This is a genomic window from Actinokineospora auranticolor, from assembly GCF_041897805.1.
Taxonomy (GTDB): domain Bacteria; phylum Actinomycetota; class Actinomycetes; order Mycobacteriales; family Pseudonocardiaceae; genus Actinokineospora; species Actinokineospora auranticolor.
The window spans coordinates 4,064,024-4,081,461 of the sequence record NZ_CP154825.1 but is presented as its reverse complement, the minus strand read 5'-3'; the positions used below and the strand labels follow the sequence as shown (position 1 = coordinate 4,081,461).

At 73.1% G+C, this 17,438-nt stretch carries 14 protein-coding genes; 4 read left to right on the top strand and 10 right to left on the bottom strand.

Annotated features, from left to right (window positions below; translation table 11 throughout):
- Positions 1 to 12: 12 nt before the first annotated feature.
- On the top strand, positions 13 to 1,500 hold the full coding sequence (locus V5P93_RS17955) for a carboxypeptidase-like regulatory domain-containing protein (protein WP_104479980.1): 1,488 nt from the start codon (positions 13 to 15) through the stop codon (positions 1,498 to 1,500).
- A 209-nt stretch (positions 1,501 to 1,709) separates the two neighbouring features.
- Positions 1,710 to 2,807, top strand: a complete 1,098-nt coding sequence (locus V5P93_RS17950; protein WP_104479979.1) for a hypothetical protein — start codon at positions 1,710 to 1,712, stop codon at positions 2,805 to 2,807.
- 277 nt (positions 2,808 to 3,084) lie between these two features.
- Here the strand turns inward: V5P93_RS17950 and V5P93_RS17945 are convergent, their stop codons facing one another.
- The 6 genes from V5P93_RS17945 to V5P93_RS17920 form a co-directional block, all read right to left on the bottom strand.
- Positions 3,085 to 4,227 carry a hypothetical protein gene (locus V5P93_RS17945; RefSeq protein WP_146108081.1) on the bottom strand — a complete coding sequence of 381 codons (1,143 nt, stop codon included), beginning with the start codon at positions 4,225 to 4,227 and terminating at the stop codon, positions 3,085 to 3,087.
- Positions 4,228 to 4,350: 123 nt separating this feature from the next.
- Positions 4,351 to 5,157, bottom strand: a complete 807-nt coding sequence (locus V5P93_RS17940; protein WP_104479977.1) for a class I SAM-dependent methyltransferase — start codon at positions 5,155 to 5,157, stop codon at positions 4,351 to 4,353.
- Positions 5,157 to 6,998, bottom strand: coding sequence for a glycosyltransferase (locus V5P93_RS17935; protein ID WP_104479976.1), 1,842 nt, complete (start codon positions 6,996 to 6,998; stop codon positions 5,157 to 5,159). Before V5P93_RS17935 ends, V5P93_RS17940 begins: the two co-directional genes overlap by 1 nt.
- A gap of 145 nt (positions 6,999 to 7,143) precedes the next feature.
- The gene (locus V5P93_RS17930; RefSeq protein WP_104479975.1) at positions 7,144 to 9,774 is read right to left on the bottom strand and encodes a GNAT family N-acetyltransferase; all 2,631 of its coding nucleotides are present in this window, start codon (positions 9,772 to 9,774) and stop codon (positions 7,144 to 7,146) included.
- On the bottom strand, positions 9,764 to 10,648 hold the full coding sequence (locus V5P93_RS17925) for a universal stress protein (protein WP_245931344.1): 885 nt from the start codon (positions 10,646 to 10,648) through the stop codon (positions 9,764 to 9,766). Before V5P93_RS17925 ends, V5P93_RS17930 begins: the two co-directional genes overlap by 11 nt.
- A complete protein-coding gene (locus V5P93_RS17920; RefSeq protein WP_104479974.1) occupies positions 10,645 to 11,316 on the bottom strand; it encodes an HPP family protein in 672 nt (223 codons plus the stop codon). Before V5P93_RS17920 ends, V5P93_RS17925 begins: the two co-directional genes overlap by 4 nt.
- Before the next feature lie 177 nt (positions 11,317 to 11,493).
- Between V5P93_RS17920 and V5P93_RS17915 the strand changes: the two genes are divergently transcribed.
- Positions 11,494 to 12,198: a CBS domain-containing protein gene (locus V5P93_RS17915; RefSeq protein ID WP_104479973.1), complete on the top strand. Its 705-nt coding sequence runs from the start codon at positions 11,494 to 11,496 to the stop codon at positions 12,196 to 12,198.
- 12 nt (positions 12,199 to 12,210) lie between these two features.
- The gene (locus V5P93_RS17910; RefSeq protein WP_104479972.1) at positions 12,211 to 12,462 is read left to right on the top strand and encodes a DUF1918 domain-containing protein; all 252 of its coding nucleotides are present in this window, start codon (positions 12,211 to 12,213) and stop codon (positions 12,460 to 12,462) included.
- A gap of 69 nt (positions 12,463 to 12,531) precedes the next feature.
- Here the strand turns inward: V5P93_RS17910 and V5P93_RS17905 are convergent, their stop codons facing one another.
- The 4 genes from V5P93_RS17905 to V5P93_RS17890 form a co-directional block, all read right to left on the bottom strand.
- Positions 12,532 to 14,190 (bottom strand): GAF domain-containing protein, encoded by a 1,659-nt coding sequence (locus V5P93_RS17905; RefSeq protein WP_104479971.1) that lies wholly within the window; start codon positions 14,188 to 14,190, stop codon positions 12,532 to 12,534.
- 399 nt (positions 14,191 to 14,589) lie between these two features.
- Positions 14,590 to 15,462, bottom strand: coding sequence for a universal stress protein (locus V5P93_RS17900; protein WP_245931343.1), 873 nt, complete (start codon positions 15,460 to 15,462; stop codon positions 14,590 to 14,592).
- Between the two features lie 165 nt (positions 15,463 to 15,627).
- A complete protein-coding gene (locus V5P93_RS17895) occupies positions 15,628 to 16,743 on the bottom strand; it encodes a hypothetical protein (RefSeq protein ID WP_104479969.1) in 1,116 nt (371 codons plus the stop codon).
- Positions 16,743 to 17,057, bottom strand: coding sequence for a PadR family transcriptional regulator (locus tag V5P93_RS17890; RefSeq protein ID WP_104479968.1), 315 nt, complete (start codon positions 17,055 to 17,057; stop codon positions 16,743 to 16,745). The genes V5P93_RS17895 and V5P93_RS17890 overlap by 1 nt, the downstream gene beginning before the upstream one ends.
- Positions 17,058 to 17,438: the final 381 nt, after the last annotated feature.

Below are 17,438 nucleotides of genomic sequence, written 5' to 3'. Positions count from 1 at the left end.
CCGGACCTGCGGGTGAGCCTCCGGTTCACCCAGCCGAACTACGACATCCGCGAATACGCCTACCTGCGGCTCGTGGTGACGAACGTCGGCGCTGGTCCCGCCCCCTACATCACGTTGACCACCACCGGCCCGGCCACCGCGGGATGGGAGTACACCCCCAACCCCTGGGTACTCGAGCCCGGCGCATCGACGGAGATCGGCGCGTCGGTGCCGCTGGACACCGTCCAGGACGCGGGACCTCTCACCATGACGGTCACGGCACACCCGGGCGCGCCCGACGCCGAACCGGTCGACAACACCGCAGGCGCCACCACGATGATCACCTATCGGCGCGCGGGATTCAGCGGCACCGCCTTCGGCGACCTCAACCGGGACGGCGTCCGGCAACCGACCGAGGGGATCGCCGGCGCCCAGGTGACCGCGACCGGCGGCAGGCCCGCGGGCACCTACCGGGCGCGCACCGGTCCCGATGGCCGGTACGCGTTCGACGACATCCCGGCGGGCAACTACACCGTCACCGCCGAGGCGGCAGGCGGATGGCTGTTCGAACCGAGGTCCGTCGACATCGATGCGGGACAGGGGCTCGTGGCCGACCTGCGGGGAACGCGTCACCTGTCGGAGGTCTTGGCCGTGACCATGGGATTCGACCACGAGACCAACCGCGTGGCGGAGAGAGCCCCACTGACCATCAGCCTGACCAACCGCGGACCCCTGCCCCTCACCCGTCTGCGGGCGTGGTGCGTAGGCTCGGATTGGGACTCCGACTGGGGCCCGCTCCACATGTACGGCGAGGGCTTGACCCTGGCTCCGGCCGCCACAGCGGTGGTGCACGCGCGCATGACGATCCCGCTGACCGCGCGACCGGGAACCGAGTACCGGCTCGTGTGCCGGTTCGACACCGTCGGCCCCGGTCCCGCCTCGATCGAAGCGAGCGCGGTGACACGCGTGACGCCCGGGCTCGCCACCCTGTCGGGAGACGTGTACGAGAACGAGGGGTTCTCCATCAGCTGCTGGCCCCTTGGCATCACCATCGCGGGTTGCGGCTACCCGTCCTTCCACCCGAAACCCGGTATCAGGCTGTACCTCGCCGACCCGTCGGGGAAAGTGGCCGCCCGCGCGGTCAGCGACGACCTCGGACGCTTCGAGTTCCCGCCCGTGGTGCCGGGCAAGTACACCTACGGAATCGTCGGACCCTGGAAGATAGCCCGCCGACAACCGCACGACCTGGACACACTGGTGGTGGGACCCAACAACCTCAGGTTGTGGATCGAACCCGGACCCGAGCAGCGGGAGCCCAGTCCGCCGCCCCTACCCGCCAAACCGACCGTAGTGCCGCCGCGGCAGGTGCACGTCGCGCATCCGACCCCGGCGCCGCCATCGGATGGCGCGGGCGACCTCGCGCGGACCGGGGTGGACGCGGCGTGGTCGACCGCCATCGGCCTGGTGGCCGTGCTGTTCGGCGCCCTCCTGGTCCGTCGCGGTCGACGGTCAACGCGTTGACGCGGCAACACCGGTCCACCCACAACGGGGCGGCCGCCGCGGCTGTCATCCCGTTGTGGGTGGCCACAGCTCGCGACTCTTCACCCACACGCGTTCTTCCGCGTCACTTCTGACAAAAACACCCGACATAGCAGCGAAGGAGAGCGCACATGTCCCGATCCACCCGCCCTCGGTCAAGGCATGGCGCGACCGCGGCGGTACTCCTCTTGATGGCCTGGGGATTCGCGCCACCGGCGATCGCCGAACGGGCGGCCGGGCCGCGCACGGCGATCGACCTGGGTGCCCTGCCCGGCGGGCAGAGCTCGGCCGCCGACCTCAACGACAACGGCGTCGTCGTGGGCAGGTCCACCACGGCCGGGTCGACGGGTGTGCACGCGGTCCGGTGGAGCCGCTCGGCGCGGATCACCGACCTGGGCCAGGTCGACGGGCTGGACACGTACGCGCTGGGCGTCAACCGGCGGGGCACCGCGTTCGGCGTCGCCGAGCACTGCTCGGACCCCCCGATCGACTACTGCAGCCTGCGGTGGTCCCCGGACGGGGTGCTGAGCAGGCTGCCCGCGTTGTCCCCGGGTGCCGAGAGCTACCCCGAGGCGATGAACGACTCCGACGTGGTCGTCGGCTACGCGGGTGGCGCACCGGACGGCCGCCGCCACCCGGTGCGCTGGACCGCGAGCGGACAGGTCGTGCGACTCCCGGAGCCACCAGGTGCCGTCAACGGCGTGGCCACGGGGATCAGCAACCAGGGCTTGGTGGTCGGCTGGGCGGAGTTCCCCGGTGTGGGCGTGCGCGCGCTCCTGTGGGACCGGGACGGCAACGTGATCGAACTGCCCCTGGCACCGGATCAGTCGCTCAGCGCCGCGCTCGGGGTGACCGAGGACGGACTCGTCGTCGGTATGGTCAACCGCGCCGGCTACCACGCTGCTCGCTGGCAGTACCGAGACCACGGCGTCCGCCACCCGGTCGTCCTCGATGCCGACAGCTACCTCTACGGCATGAGCCGATCCGGCATCGCCGTCGCGCCGGGCCTGCGGTGGGACCGCTCCGGCCGCGTCACCGAGTTGGACCGGCTGCACGACATCGGGAGCGCTTTGCCCGCCGCGGTCAACGACGCCGGGATCGTCGTCGGGGTGTCGGGCCCAGCGGACGGGACCGCGACCCCGGTGTGGTGGGATCGGGAGGGCACCCCGCACGAACTGCCGGATCACACGCGATCCCCGGCGGTCTTCGTGCGCGCGGTCAACGAGGCGGGGGCCATGGTCGGCCAAGCCCGGTTCCCCGGCGGGCAGCACGCCGCGCTGTGGCGCTGATGTCCCGCGGCGCGGGTCGCGGTGCACCGCGACCCGCGCTGTGGGACATCGGGACGGGGGGACTCCGCGACTTCAAGCACCGCGGTGCGTCCCCCGCGGCCGGCGGGGATCGGTTCGTGCCGCCGACCGCTCGACGGGACGGTGGGCAGACTCGAACGCGACCCGCGGGCAGTGGGCCCGCAACGGCGGTGCGCACGAGATGGTGCCGGGTGGGCGGGCGGTCACCCGGTGGCCAGACTCCATCACGGACCTCGCTCGCCCTCTCCGGCTTGCCCGCTCAGCGCCAGACGACCGCGTGCGAGCTGGCGTCGTTGTAGTGCATGACACCGATGATCACGCCGCGGCCGTTGATCTCGCCCGCCCAACCGCCGAAGGCACCGGGCAGTTCGGGCAGCCTGCGCACGGCACCGGATTCCGACCAGCGCACGGGGTGCGGGGCGCTTACCCCGCTGCCCGACCGGCCGACGGCCACACCCGAGTCGTTCACCGAGAAGGGCTGCGGGTAGGTGTCACCGGCCAGCGGCGGCAGGTCGGTGACGCGGCCCGAGGGGTCCCAACGCTTCGCCCACCCGGCGCCTTCCGCGGACCCGGACGCCACCACCCGACCACGGGGACTGATCCACACCGGGGAGAGCGAGACGTCGCCGGACAGCTCCGTGACCCGGCCCCGGCGGTCCCAGCGGACCGGGTGGACGCCGTCGGGGCCGACGGCAGCGCCGAGGATCGTGCCGTCCGCGGTGGTCTTCGACGCCCAGCCGCTGGTGCGCCCCTCGGGCAGCGGCAGCACCGAGACCCGCCCCGCGGCGTCCCACCGCACCGGGTGGTCCACGCGGTCGGCCGTGGCCGATATCCCGACGACGTTGCCCTCGCGGTCGATGCCGCCCGCCCAGCCCCGCGTGTCGCCGGGCAGCAGGGGGAGTCGCGTCACCTGTCCCGCGCAGTCCCAGCGGACCGGGCGGGGGTCGTCGTACGCCACGTCGGCGTAGCCCGCCAGCAGGCCCGCCTCGTTGATCGCCGTGGGTTCGCTGTCACCGCCCTCGCCCAGCGGCGGCAGCGGAATCGGTTCGCCGGAGGCCGACCAGCGCACACCGCAGGTGCGCGAGCCGCCGCAGCGGTAGAAGCCCGCGACAGCGCCGCTGTCGTTGATCAGTGTCGCTTCCGTGCTGTCGGAGCCGACCGTGCCCATGTCGGTGATCCGCCCCGACCGGTCCCACCGCACCGCGTGCAACCGCCCACCGGAGGTCGACGCGCCGACCACCTCACCGCGCTCGTTGAGATCGCGCACGTGGCTGTGCTTCCCGTCGGGCAGGAACCCCAGGTCGATGATCCGGGGACCGCCCGCCTCGGCCGGGGGCGCGCCGAAACCCACCAACGCGACCGCACCGACGACCGCCACCCACACACCGCGTCTTGTGCCCATCACCATCAACCCTCCACATCGCCCGGATCTCGCCTGCGATGCTCTCGGTCCCGCCGCCCCCGCCGAACCGGCCGACGGACCTCGACCGACGGGGCACCTCGGCCCCGATCGACCGGCGGCGCGCTACGCGGCCCGGAGCCGGACGGCGAGCTGCTCGTCGTTCGAGGTGTAGCAGAGGTAGTCGAACCGGATCCCGGTGCGCGTCACGAACTCCCGCCAGGCGCGGTGCTCGTGCTCCTCCCAGCCGGGGTAGTTGAAGTACTCGTCGAACAGGATCACCGAGCCGTCCCGCAGCCGGGGGCCGACGTGGTCGAGCACGGTCTTGGTGGACGAGTACAGGTCCGCGTCCAAGTGGAGGAAGGCGACGTCACCGGGGTGGTCGGCGAGGAAGTCCGGGAGCGTGTCGGCGAACCAGCCGACCACGAGTTCGGCGCCGTCCACCACCGGCTGGGCGTCGACGGCGAACGCGCCCGCCGGGATGTTGGTCCGCCAGTCCTCCGGCAGGCCCTGGAAGGAGTCGAAGCCGAACACGTCCCGGCCTGCCCGGTCCGCGGCGATGGCCTTGAGGGACTGTCCGCTGAACACCCCGAACTCCAGCGCCATACCGTCCTCGGGGCTGTGCGCCAGCGCGTGGGCCAAGGTCTGGTCGGGGTGGGGGAACGTGGGTGTGGTGGGCAGGTGCGCGCGGACGAACTTCTCGGTGTCGCGCACCGCCCGGCGCTCCCCCGCCGCGTGGATGTCCCGCCGCGCGCGGAACTCCACGTCGTGCACGGCCCGGACGAGCTGCTCGCACTCGGCCCGGACCGCCGCGCGGATCCGGTCCTCGAGCCCGCGCTCGGACCGGTCGGCGCGGCGGACCACCCAGGACGCCGCGTCGTCCACCCAGCGCCCCACCGCGGACCTCGCGTGGCCTCGGATGTCGTCTCCCATCACTCTCCCCTTGCCTCGTCTGTGCCGTTGAACAACCGCAGCCAATTCGCCTCACCGCTCAACTCGGGCAGCGCCGCCAGGTACCGCCGACGCACCCTTGGTCCTTCCGCGACCAGACGGCCGAGCACGCGGACGCCTCGCGCGACCAAGCGCGACGCCTTCCTCAGGTCGCGCTGCCGCACCCGGACCCCGGACTGGGTGGGGTCGGTGACGACGGCCGTGCGGAACAGGGACACGTGCCACCACCGCGCGTCCGCGGCCCGGATCGACGCGGCACCACGGGAAATCCCGAGCACGTGCCACACGACCCGCTTCACCAGAACCAATCTCGGCATGGACGGTTCGGGGTCCGGTTTGACCACGGGGTGGCCGAAGGCACCGCACGACGGGTGCACCGCGGTCTCCGCGTACTCGGCCCGCGCCTTGCGGATCCGGTCCGCCGCGGCGGCACCACCGTCGAGCAGGACTTCGGGCCCTGCCAGGAAGTCCTCTACCGCGATCACCAGGGTCTCCGCCAGCCCGTAGCGCATCGACACCAGGTACCGGGCCAACTCGCCCGCCAGCCACACCGCGGTGCGGCGCAGGTCCCGGTCGCCGTGCAGGGCGTGCACGATGAGGGCGTTGCGGAGGCTGAAGTAGCGCGGCCAGTCGTCCCAGTCGCGCCAGGAGAAGTCCGAGTGCCACACACCCGCCCCCGGCAGCGTCACCGTCGGGTACCCGCGCCGCTTGGCCCGCAGCCCGTACTCGATGTCGTCCCACTGGAAGAAGACCGGCAGCGGGAGACCGACGTCGGCGACCACCTCCGGCGGTATCAGGCAGGCCCACCAGGCGTTGTACTCCGCGTCGACACGCAATTCCTGGTGTTGGCGGGTCATATCGGTGTGCCGCAACGCGTCCGGCACCGGGTGGCCCGCACCCAGCCGCGGCAGCCGGGTCTGCTCGGCGCCGACGTGCAGGTGCCGGGGGTGCAGTGACTGGAGCATCTGCCCACCCACGAGCACCGGGCTCGCGGCGTGCTCGGCGAAGGCCACCAGGCGCCGGACCGTGTCCGGTTCCAGCACGATGTCGTCGTCCATGAGCAGCACGTGCACCGGGCGGTCCCGACCCGCTTCCACCAGTCCCCTGGTGAAACCACCCGCACCACCGAGGTTCGCCTGGCGCAGGTAGCGCAGTTTGCCCTGGAGCGCGCGTTCCGCGTCGGCGAAAGCGCTGTGCTCGCACACGGCTTCGGAGCCCTGGTCGATGACCAACACCTCGTCCAACAGGTCCGCGCACTCGGTGTCGGTGGCCAGCGCGCGCAGCGTCGCCAGGCACTCGTCCGGCCGGTTGTACGTGCAGATCACCACCGCGGCACCGTGTCCCCGGGTGGGGCTGGCGACATACCAGCGGATGTGGTCGACGGTCAGCTCCGCGGCGCCCGCGTTCGCCTCGACCCACAGCGCGCCCCCGTCGGCGAACCGGTCGAGGTCGGCCTTGAAGGCGACCAGGTGTGGTCCTCCCGCATCGATCCGCGCGCTCGCCACGACGCGGCGCTCCCCCGCGCTGTCCGACGCGAGGAGCGCTACGCTGCCTCCTCCCCCGCGCTCGCCTGCCGCGGTGATCTCCACCGAGACGGTCCGGGCCGTGGTCCACCGCTGCCAGTAGGCCGCGGGGAACCTGCCGAAGTACGTGTTCGTGGACAGTCGCGCGTGCGGTCGCACGAGCGCCCGGTCACGGTCGACGACCGCGACACCGCGGTCGACCACGCAGTACAGGTCCTCGGGCTCTGTGTCGCGCGGGGGTCCGAACAGTGTGCGGTGAACCAGCCATCGGGTGGGCGGCGTGGTGCGCGTGTCATCCATCCGCACGGATTCCTCCACATCTCGGGAAGTCTGTGGACGGGTACAAGCCCGCGGTGGTCACGTCCACCCCGTGCGACTTGTCCGGGGCAGATCGTTTCGTGGACCCGACCGGCGGGCCTCACCCGTTCCGGGGGAACAGCGGAAATCAGGGTTCCCCGCGCAGCACGCGGGCAAGGGGATCGGCGTGCGAGGCCGGGACGAGCCGCACCCGCGCGTCCACGGCGATGACGCCCGCCGGGGTGCGGATCACCGGGTTGACGTCCAACTCGGCGATCTCGGGCGTGGTGTCGGCCAGGTGGCCGACCCGGCGCAGCACGTCGGCGACGGCCGTGTCCTCGTGGGCGAGGTCGGTCAGGTCGGCTTCGGCGAGCGGGCACAGCCGCGCGGTGTGCGTGCCCGCCTCGGCATCCGTACCACCCGCCCCGAAGACCACCAGCGGGCCGAACCGGGGGTCGCCGCGCACACCCACCAGCAGTTCGGTGCCCGGTTCCGCCATGGCCTGCACGAAGACGCCGCGCAGCCGGTCTCCGAAGTTCTCGCGGAGGACGGTCACGGCGGCCGAGATGTCATGGTGGTCGCACAGCCCGAGCGCGAGACCACCTGCCTTGGCCTTGTGCAGGACGCCGTCGGTGACGGCCTTGAGCGCCAGCGGTCTGCCGCGCGCGACCAGTTCCGCCGCGGCGGCCTCCGCCGCGTGCTCGACCGCGACCACGCGGCCCGGCTGGACCGGGACGCCCGCGGCGGCCAGCAACGCCAAGCTCTCGGCTGGATCGAGCCACCCACCGTCGGGGTGTGCGGCCACCAGCCGTTCGATCGCGCCGCGGTCCACTCCGCCCGGCCGGGCGGCGGGTGTTCGCGGTCGGTCCAGCCACCGGCGTCGGTGGACCGCGTGGGCGAGCGCGCGCACGGCGCGGTCCGGATCGGCGTAGCCGGGCACGAAACCACCGCCCGGGACGGGCTCGCGAGCCACCCCGCTCGCTTGGCCGAGTCGCACCAGCAGCACCGGTTTGGCCGAGTCGGCGCTCACCGCGGCGAGCACTCCGGGCGTCGGGTCGCCGAGTGCGGTGGGCACGCACAGCGCGACTACCGCGTCGACGCTGTCGTCGCCCAGTACCGCGGCGACCGCCGCGGTCATGACCTCGGGTCCGACCGCGGCGGTGGTGTCGACCGGGTCGGCCGCGGCGGCCCCGGGCGGCAGCACGGCCCGGAGAGCGGCCAGGGTGTCCGCCCCGAACTCGGGCACGACCAGCCCGTGCCGGGCGCAGGCGTCGGCGGCGAGCACGCCCGCGCCCCCCGCGTTGGTCACGACCGCGGTGCGGGGCCCGGCGGGCAGCGGCACGCTGGTGAACAGCGCCAGCGCGTCGACGAGTTCGGCGAGGCTGTCGACCGGCGTCAGCCCGGCCTGGTGGTAGAGCGCGTCCAGGGTTGCCGTGGGGGAAGCCAGCGCGGCGGTGTGCGACCCGGCGGCGCGCCGTCCGGCGTCGGACACCCCGGCTCGCACCACGACGACCGGCTTCACCGCGCTCAGACCGCGCGCCAGCCGGGCGAACCGGCGCGGGTTGCCGAAGGACTCCAGGTAGACCGCCACCGCGGTGGTCCCGGGATCCGCCGTCCACCAGTGCAGCAAGTCGTTGCCGGAGACGTCGAGCTTGTCGCCCGTGGACACCAGCGTCGAAACCCCGGCACCGATGCGGGTCAGTGCCTCGGCCAGCACGATGGCGACGCCGCCAGACTGGGTGAGCACTCCGACCTCACCCGCCGCGGTCGGGTGGGCGGCGAAGGTCGCGTCCAAGCGGACGTCGGGATGGGTGTTCACCAGGCCGAGGCAGTTGGGGCCGACCATGCGCATGCCGTGCGCGCGCACGATGGCCCTGACCTGCCGGGCGAGGGGGCCGGTGATCCCGGAGGTGATCACCAGGGCGGCTTTCGCGCCCGCCGCGGCGCACTCGGTCAGCACCGTCGGCACGACCGGGGCGGGCACGCACAGCACCACGAGGTCCGGTGCGTCGGCGAGGTCTCCCACCGACGGCACGCACGACACACCCAGCAGGGAGGTGGCGTTCGGGTTCACCGCGGTGAGAGCACCGGTGAAGCCACCGCGCAGGATGTTGGCGAGCACGGCGCGGCCGACCGAACCCGCAGCGCGGCCCGCCCCGATCACCGCCACCGAGCGGGGGCGCAGCACGGGCTCGAGACCGGCCAGGTCGGCGGTCCGTTCCCGGGCGTCGACCGCGCCCCGGTAGCGCTCCCCCGCCGCCAGGGTGATGGTGACGCCCAAGACGGAACCGTCCCGCTCGCAGCGCATCGGCAGTCCGAGGTCGGTCAGCAGCCGCGTCATCCGCGTGTTCTCGGCGAGCACATCCGCGGTGAGGGTGTCGACCCCCTCCGCACCCGCCCGGGAGACCAGTGCCTCCATCAACAGCGTGCCCATGCCGTGCGCTTGGTCGCGGTGGTCGACGACCAGGGCGAACTCCGCGGTAGCGGGGCCACCGCTGCGGGCGTAGCTCGCCACACCGAGGAGTTGGTCGCCGCGGAAGGCCCCGAGCGCGGGGCGTCCGCGCGCGCCCGCGCCGAGGAGGCTGTCGGTGTAGCGACGCGCTGACGTGCTGGAGAGGGTGAAGAACCTCAGGTAGCGGTCGCGCGGGGGGAGTCCGTCCAGCAGCGCGGTCAGGGCGGGCTGGTCGGCCGGGACGAGTTCGCGGATCCGGACGGTCCCGCCCGCGCGGTCCAGCGCCCAGTGGTCGGTGTGCGGTGCGCGCCCGGGTTCAGCGCTCATCGGGGCGCACCACCACGACCGGGCACGGGGCGTGGCGGATCACGGCCTGGCTGGTGGACCCCAGCAGCAGGCCCGCGAAGCCGCCGCGACCGCGCGAGCCGACGACCAGCAACGCGGCACCCGCCGCCTGGTCCAGCAGCAGGTCGACCGGGCGCGTCCGAGCGACGACCGGCCGCACCTCGACATCCGGGAACTCGGCCCGCCACGGCGCCAACCGGGTGGCCAGTTCCCGCTCCGCCTCCCGCGACCACAGCGCCCAGTCCACCGCGACGTGCCCGTCCGCGACCGCGGCCTCGATGGCGGTGTCGCTCCACGCGTGCGCCGCGACGACCGCGGCGCCGGTCGCGGCGGCGTGGTCGAACGCGTAGGTCAGCGCCCGCTCGTCGGAGCCGCCGCACTCGACCCCGACCACCACGGGGCCGAGCCCGCCGCGGTCCGCGGCGTGGCGCACCACCACGACCGGGCAGCGGCCGTGCGCGGCCAACGCGACGGTGGTGGAACCCAGCAGCATCCCCGTGAAGCCGCCGAGCCCACGCGACCCCAGCACCAGCAGCTCGGCGGCGCCACTGGCCTCCCGCAGGAGCCCGACGACGTCGCCTTCCAGGACCTCGACGCGCACCGAGAGGCCGGGCAGCGCCACCGCGCGCCGCGCGCGTTCGGCCACCTCCTCGGCGCGCACGCGCAACGCCATCCGCAACCGCGCGCCCACCTCCACCGTGTCGGGAGAACCGGTGACCGGCCACGGGTAGACGGTCATGATCACCAGCGGTCGGCGCCCGCGGTGCGCCTCGGCGGCGGCCCAGGCCAGCGCCTGGTCGGCGGCGGCGGAGCCGTCGACGGCGACGAGCACCGGGCGCGGGTCGGGCGCGCTCACGCCCCGCCCACCCGCGTGCCGGGCTCATCGGTGAACTCCGGGAACCCGCCATCCGCGCCCACCGAGCGGACCTCGGCGCGCACCACCCCCGGGACCGCCTCGGCGAGCACCTTGGCGACGTGGCGGTCGCCCGCGTCGTCGTACTGGTCGGCGATGTACGCGGTACCCCCGGCCACCCGCACGGTCCAGCGGTCCCGGCCGCCGAACACGGCGAGCCGGTGGCGGACGTCGGCGGCGATCTCGCCGTCGGCGCGGGCCAGCACGCGCACCAGGTCGCGGCGGGTCACCACACCGACCAGCCGCGCACCGTCCACAATGGGCATGCAGCGGCGGCGGTCGTCGGTGAACACCCTGGCCAAGACCGCCACATCGGTGCCCGCGCTCATGGCGACCGCGGGGCTGGTCATGATCTGGTCGACGGTCGCGGCGGGCATCACGGCCCCCGCCCCGTCGCCGGAACCGTCGCCCGGGTCGGGCCGCCGCGCGTCGGCCGGGAAGCGGTCGCGCACCACGTCCGCCTCGGTCACCATCCCGACCAGGTCACCTTCGTCATCGACCACCGGCAGCGCCGTGTAGCCGTGGTTGGCCAGCAGCTCCGCCGCCCGTTTGACCGGTGTGTCCGGCCGCACCGTCAGCACCGGACTGGACATGATCTCCCTGGCTCGCATCGCGTTCCGCCTCCTCCCGACGTGTCCCACCTCGACGCTAGGTGCCCCGTCACCACCACCGCCGCCGCCGGAAGTCCCGCCGTCACCGGGACTTTCGCGCGCGGGCCCGGGCTGTCCAGCGGCAGCGGTGACGGCGCCACCGCCCTAGCGTCAGGTCAAACGGACAAGGAGGGCACGATGCGGCACAGGACGGTCGAGAACGTGATGACCCGGGATCCCGCCACCGCCACCGCGGGCACCGGCTTCACCGACCTGGTGCGGATCATGGCGGACCGGCGGGTGAGCGGGTTGCCGGTGGTGGACGCGGACGGTCGTGTGCTCGGCGTCGTGTCCGAGGCCGATCTGCTCGCCAAGGAGAGCGTGCGGGAACGACCGCACGCCGTCCCGGCGCTGCTGCGCAGGCACGCCGAACGGGTGCGGTCCCGGGGTACCACCGCGGGCGAGCTGATGACCGCGCCCGCCGTGACGGTGGCGTCGGGCGCGGACGTCCCGCACGCCGCCCGCCTGATGGCCGACCACCGCGTCAAACGCCTCCCCGTGGTCGACGCGGACGGCGCCCTCGTCGGGGTGGTCAGCCGGTCGGACCTGCTGTCGATCTTCACCCGCGCGGACGACGACATCGCTGAGGAGATCGCCCACGACGTCTTCCACGACGCCCTCGGCATCGGCGCGGACACGGTGGCGATCCGGGTCGCGGGCGGCGTGGTCGAGATCGGCGGCCAAGTCGAGCGCCGCAGCTGGGTGGACGTCATCACGGCGTTGACCCGACGGGTGGACGGCGTCGTCGACGTCCGCTCGACGCTCACCTACGCCTGGGACGACACCGGGGTGACCATCCCCGAAGCCATGGTCGTGGACATCACCCGCGAACCACGTCGATGAACGGGGGCCACCGTGCGCGCACAACCCGGTGACTGGTTGCTGGACACCGACCGGGCGGGCCACACCAGACAGGGCCTCGTCGAGGAGGTCCACGGCCGCGACGGTGGCCCGCCCTACCTGGTGCGGTGGACCGAGGACGACCACCGCACCCTGGTCTTCCCCGGCCCGCGTGCCCGGGTGCTGACCCCGACCGAGCTGGACAGCCGCGACGCCGAGACGACCGAGCGCGTGCTGCGGGCCCAGACCGACATCACCGGCCGGTGAGGCGAGGGCGGCCAGCGGGTGGCTCAACGGTGGTGGACGCCTCCCGACCCGCTCGGCCGCCCACCACCGTCACCCCAACGGGACCCGCCACCACACAGTCGTGCCCGCACCGCGGGTGTCCACCTCACAGCTGCCGTGGCACTGCTCGGCCCGGCGGATCATATTGTCCAGACCACTGCGTCGATTCGGCTCCCCGACGCCGACGCCGTTGTCCCGCACCTGCACCACGAGGTCGTCGCCCGCGTCCACGGTCACGGTGATCTCGGTTGCCCGCGCGTGCCGCACGGCGTTGCTCAACGCCTCGCCCAGCACGGCCAGCGCGTGTTCGCCGACGTGGTCCGGGACCCGCGTATCGATGGCGCCGGACATGGCCACCGACGGGGTCGTCGAACCACCGGCGCCGATCTCGGCGACCGCGTCGAGCACCCGGCGACGCAGGCTCGAGGTGTGCTCGACCGCGTGCAGGTCGAAGATCGAGGTCCGGATCTCCCGGACGGTCTGGTCCAGTTGCTCCACGGCTCGGTGCACGCGGCCGCGGACGTGACCGTCGTCGACGCGCCGCAGCGTGCCCTGCAGGTCCATGCCCGTCGCGTACAGGCGCTGGATGACGTGGTCGTGCAGGTCCTGCGCGATGCGGTCGCGGTCGGCGAGCACGTCCAGCAGCCGCTGCGCGCGCTGCTTCTCCGCCAGTTCCAGGGCCACCGCGGCCTGACCGGCGAAGGAGGCCAGCATCGGCGTGGTGTCCGCCGGGAACGACCGACCCCCTTTCTCCCTCGCCGCGAGCAGCACGCCACCGGCGGCGCGCAGCGGCACGACCACGGCGGGGCCGAGCGACCCGCACCCCAGCTCCGCGGCCATGTCCGGGACCTGCCGAGGTTCCTCGGCCGCCAGCACGGACTCCACCAGCGGACCGAACGCGGCGATGTCCACGGGCAGGAGCTCGCTCGTGGGTCCATCGGCGGCGCCGACCGACAGCAGGTCCTTCGCGTCGCCACCGACGAGCAGGATCAACGCGCAGTCGGCGGAGGTCAACTCCCGCACGCGCCGCACGATGACACCGAGCGTCTCGTCCTGCGACGCCCCCGCGAGCAGTTGGGTGTTGACCTCACCCGCCGCGGTCAACCAGCGTTCACGATCCCGGGAACGCTCGAACAGCCGCGCGTTCTCGATCGCCACCCCCGCCGCGGCGGCCAGCGCCTGCACCACGGCCTCGTCGTCGGCGGTGAAGGGTCCCCCGCGCTTCTCGGTCAGGTAGAGGTTGCCGAACACCTCACCGCGCACGTGGACCGGAACACCGAGGAAGCTGCCCATCGGCGGGTGGTTGCGCGGAAAACCGACCGACGCGGGGTGCTGGGTGAGATCGGTCAACCGGATCGGCTCGGGGTGCTCGATGAGCAGCCCGAGCAGCCCGCGCCCTTCGGGCAGGTGACCCATGTCCGCGCGGGTCTCGGGATCGATGCCCTCGTTGATGAACCGCACCAGGTCCCCGTCACCGAGCACGCCCAACGCACCGTAGCGGGCGTCCACCAGCCCAAGGGCCGCCCGCACGATCCGCCGCAGCGTCGAGTCCAGTTCCAGACCCGCGCCGACGGCCATCACCGCGTCCAACAACCCCTGCAGGCTGTCGCGGGTGCGCAGCAAGTCCCCCAGGCGCTCGTGCAACTCCCGCAGCAGTTCGTCCAGCCGGAGGCCGGAGAGGTGGTCCGTTGCCCTGGCAGTGCGCTCCATGACGGCTCCCGCGCTCAAGTTTCGCGGGAGCAGGCTTTCACGTCCAGCACTCGCACGGGAAGACCCGAACCAGGAGTTCACCCCGTTCGCGCGTCAGGGCCACCGGAGTACTCCCGACAACCGGATATCCACTGAGGACATTCGGCTGCCTTGTTCACCGAGGTCGACCGCATGACCGCGGTGGCGGACGGGTCGAGGTGCCACGACCGGTGTCCGCCGGCGCGGTATTCCCGCTGCCGGCAGGCGACGTCGTCCGCCGTTCGGCGAGGAATCCGGCGCGGGAGCGGTTCCACCGCGCCGGATCCTTGCCGCCGACGATGCCGACGAGGAGCGTTCCCCCGACCCGCTCGGGGATTTCGCGACGATCGCGCGAGTCGCCGATCGGCTGGAGAAGCCTGGTCAGGTACGCACGACGGCGACCGGGCACCGGCTGTGGTGCAGCAGCGCGCGGGTGGTCGAGCCCATGCCCAGACCGGTGAGCAGGTGCCTGCCGTGCGCGCCCAGCACGACCAGTTGGGCACCCGCGCTGCGGCTGCCGAGCACCCGGGCCGCGCGGTCGCGGACCACGGCGCGCTCGACGACGACCTCCGGGTACTTCTCCCCCATGCCCGCCAGCCGTTCGGCGAGGAGCCGCTCCTCGTCCCGCGCCAGCGCGTCCCAGTCCGCCACGAAGGGCACCGGGATCCACGCGCCCGCGTAGGCGACGTCGCTCCAGGCGTGCACGGCCAGCAGCCCGGTACCACGGGTGGATGCCTGCTCGAAGGCGAACTCGATCGCGGCGTCCCCCGCCGGTGAGCCGTCGACACCGACCACCACGGGTCCCCCGGTCACCGCCTCGCCGCGCACGACGACAACCGGGCAGCGCGCGTGCGCGGCGACGGCACCGGACACCGAACCCAGCAGCAGTCCCTCGAACCCGCCGAGGCCGCGGTGCCCGGTCACCAGCACCGCCGCGTCGGCGGCGGCGTCGAGCAGCTGCGCGGCGGCGAAGCCGTGGCGCAGCTCGGAACAGGTCCGGAGTCCGGGGTGGACGCGCTGGGCGAGGTCGTCGGCCTCGGCGAGCAGGTGCCCACCCTGCGAGGACAACGGGTCCAACCAGATGTCGCGGCCCACCGGGTCCGTGACCGCGGGCGGCACGCACACGTGGACCAGGCGCAGCGGGAGACCGTGCCTGCCCGCTTCCGCGGCGGCCCAAGCCACGGCGTCCGCGGACGACGGCGACCCGTCGACGGCGACCACAACAGGTGACCGGGTGGGCATTGGTGCGTTCACGGCGGTTCCTCCTCGCACGGGCGGCTTCCGGAGCCGCGTACATCGGTGGCACCGGAGTCGGGCATGCGCCGGATCCGTCCACTGGCGACGATCATCGCCGCTCGCGGCGCAGGGGCGGCAGAGCCTTCCGGTCGTGCCGTGTGGTGACCTTCTGCCCGGCCGGACTCACCCGCGCATGAGTTCGGCCGCCAGGTCTCGGGTTCGGCGGTACCGGGGGTGCAGTCCGGCTCCGAGCGCGCCGCCCAGCAGCCCCAGGGACGTCGCGACGACCGGGATCCAAACGAGGGCGAGCACGAGGCCACCGAGGTTGTCACCGATCACGAAACCCGCCAGGTCCGCGGTGCCGCTGCGGTCGAAGGCGATGACGTCATCGGGGTTGTCGAGGACGTATGCCTGGTCCGCGAGGGTGTTGAGCATTCCGAGGAGGAATACCGCCAACGCGGCGAGCAGGCCGGACCACAGACCCACCCTGCCACCCGCGCGCCACGTACCGGTCACCGCGGCGGCCGGGACCGCGGCGAGGAGGATGACCGCTCCCGCTGCGAGAAAGGTGGATTCCGGCAGCCCGTCCACGCCGAGGGGCCTGGACAGGGCCGGAACCGCCCACACCGCAGCGCATCCGGTGGCGGCCACGGCCGCCCAGCCCAGAACGCGGAAATCCGCCCGACGAGCACGTGCGGCCAAGACGACGTAACCGATGACGACGACAGCCAAGACCATGTTGAACAGCCGAGCCGGATCCCTACCCGCGGCCGGGTGGGTGCGCACGGCGTAGCAGACCGCCGCAACGCATCCGGCGGTACCGAGCAGCATGACGACACCGAACAACCGACCGGAGCGGACAACGGGTGTCGAAACCGGCCACGCGACCCGAACGGTGAGGTAGCCGGTGAGCACCACGCCGGTGGTGACCACGAACAGCAACGCTTCCGGAACGAAGCGGTACGCGGCCACAGCGGCGGCACCGCTGACGAGCGTCCCGAGGCCCGCCACCACGAACACCGCAGGTCTCCGCGGCGATGGCAGAGCCGCCGCCCACGTCGCCCCCGCGGTGAACGACCAGCGAGCGGGCCCGTGGTCGATGTGCGCGAGCTCGGCCCGCATCGCCGCCCCCCATTCCCGCCGCTCGGCGGGCAACAGGCGGGTGGCGACGTCGAGGAGGTAGGCGGGCAGGTCGAGTTCACGTCGTCGGATCTCGTGCCGCACGCGGGCGACCCAGCCGGCGACGACAACCGCGAGACAGGCGACCAGAAGGGTCACGAACACCATGAGGAGAAGCATCAGGCACCTTCCAGACGTGGGCGCGGCGACCGAGCCCGCCGGGCCCGGGTGGGTGTGATCGAACGGGCGAGTTCATGGCCCTGCCCGGACAAGCGGTAGAGGTGGCGTGGCGGCCTACCGGCGGGCTGCTCGGTCTCCCACCTGGTCTCCAGCAGGCCGCGCTCGGCCAACCGCACCAGGATCGGGTACATCGATCCCGCCTTGAGCCCCACCTGGCCGCACAACTCGTAGCCGTACCGCCAGGAATCCGGCTGTGCGGCCAACGCGTCCAGCACCGCGATCGTTTGCGGCGACAGCTTGCGCTCACGAACCATGGCAAAAGTCTATATAGATAGAGAAGTTGCCCACAAGGCTCCGCCCCGAGACTGCCTGCCGTGCGCGAGCCCCGGGATCAGATGGCGCCGCGCCGCCACCGGCCCGGTCCGCCGCCGGACAACAGGGCCACCACGGATGACAGACCGGTCCACATCACCGTGTCCGGATCTCGCCGGTGCCGGACAGCCACGCGCCGGCACGACGTTGGGAACCACCCGCGATGTCGGGCGGCGCCGCCATACCGAGCATCACCCGGGTGCCGCACAGGAGCAGCGAGCCGGTGCGTTCGACCTCAACACCACTCCCGTGGCACCGGGTGCGGACGCGCTCGACGCCTGCCGAACCAGCGACCTGACTGGACGGGATTCGTTCCATGGCGG

Excerpts from the sequence above, each read along its gene's own strand:
- V5P93_RS17930 (WP_104479975.1), bottom strand. The coding sequence starts at position 9,774 with ATGAGCGCTGAACCCGGGCGCGCACCGCACACCGACCACTGGGCGCTG.
- V5P93_RS17895 (WP_104479969.1), bottom strand. The coding sequence starts at position 16,743 with ATGCTTCTCCTCATGGTGTTCGTGACCCTTCTGGTCGCCTGTCTCGCG.
- V5P93_RS17905 (WP_104479971.1), bottom strand. The coding sequence starts at position 14,190 with ATGGAGCGCACTGCCAGGGCAACGGACCACCTCTCCGGCCTCCGGCTG.
- V5P93_RS17920 (WP_104479974.1), bottom strand. The coding sequence starts at position 11,316 with ATGCGAGCCAGGGAGATCATGTCCAGTCCGGTGCTGACGGTGCGGCCG.
- V5P93_RS17890 (WP_104479968.1), bottom strand. The coding sequence starts at position 17,057 with ATGGTTCGTGAGCGCAAGCTGTCGCCGCAAACGATCGCGGTGCTGGAC.
- V5P93_RS17945 (WP_146108081.1), bottom strand. The coding sequence starts at position 4,227 with ATGGGCACAAGACGCGGTGTGTGGGTGGCGGTCGTCGGTGCGGTCGCG.
- V5P93_RS17915 (WP_104479973.1), top strand. The coding sequence starts at position 11,494 with ATGCGGCACAGGACGGTCGAGAACGTGATGACCCGGGATCCCGCCACC.
- V5P93_RS17935 (WP_104479976.1), bottom strand. The coding sequence starts at position 6,998 with ATGGATGACACGCGCACCACGCCGCCCACCCGATGGCTGGTTCACCGC.
- V5P93_RS17950 (WP_104479979.1), top strand. The coding sequence starts at position 1,710 with ATGGCCTGGGGATTCGCGCCACCGGCGATCGCCGAACGGGCGGCCGGG.
- V5P93_RS17940 (WP_104479977.1), bottom strand. The coding sequence starts at position 5,157 with ATGGGAGACGACATCCGAGGCCACGCGAGGTCCGCGGTGGGGCGCTGG.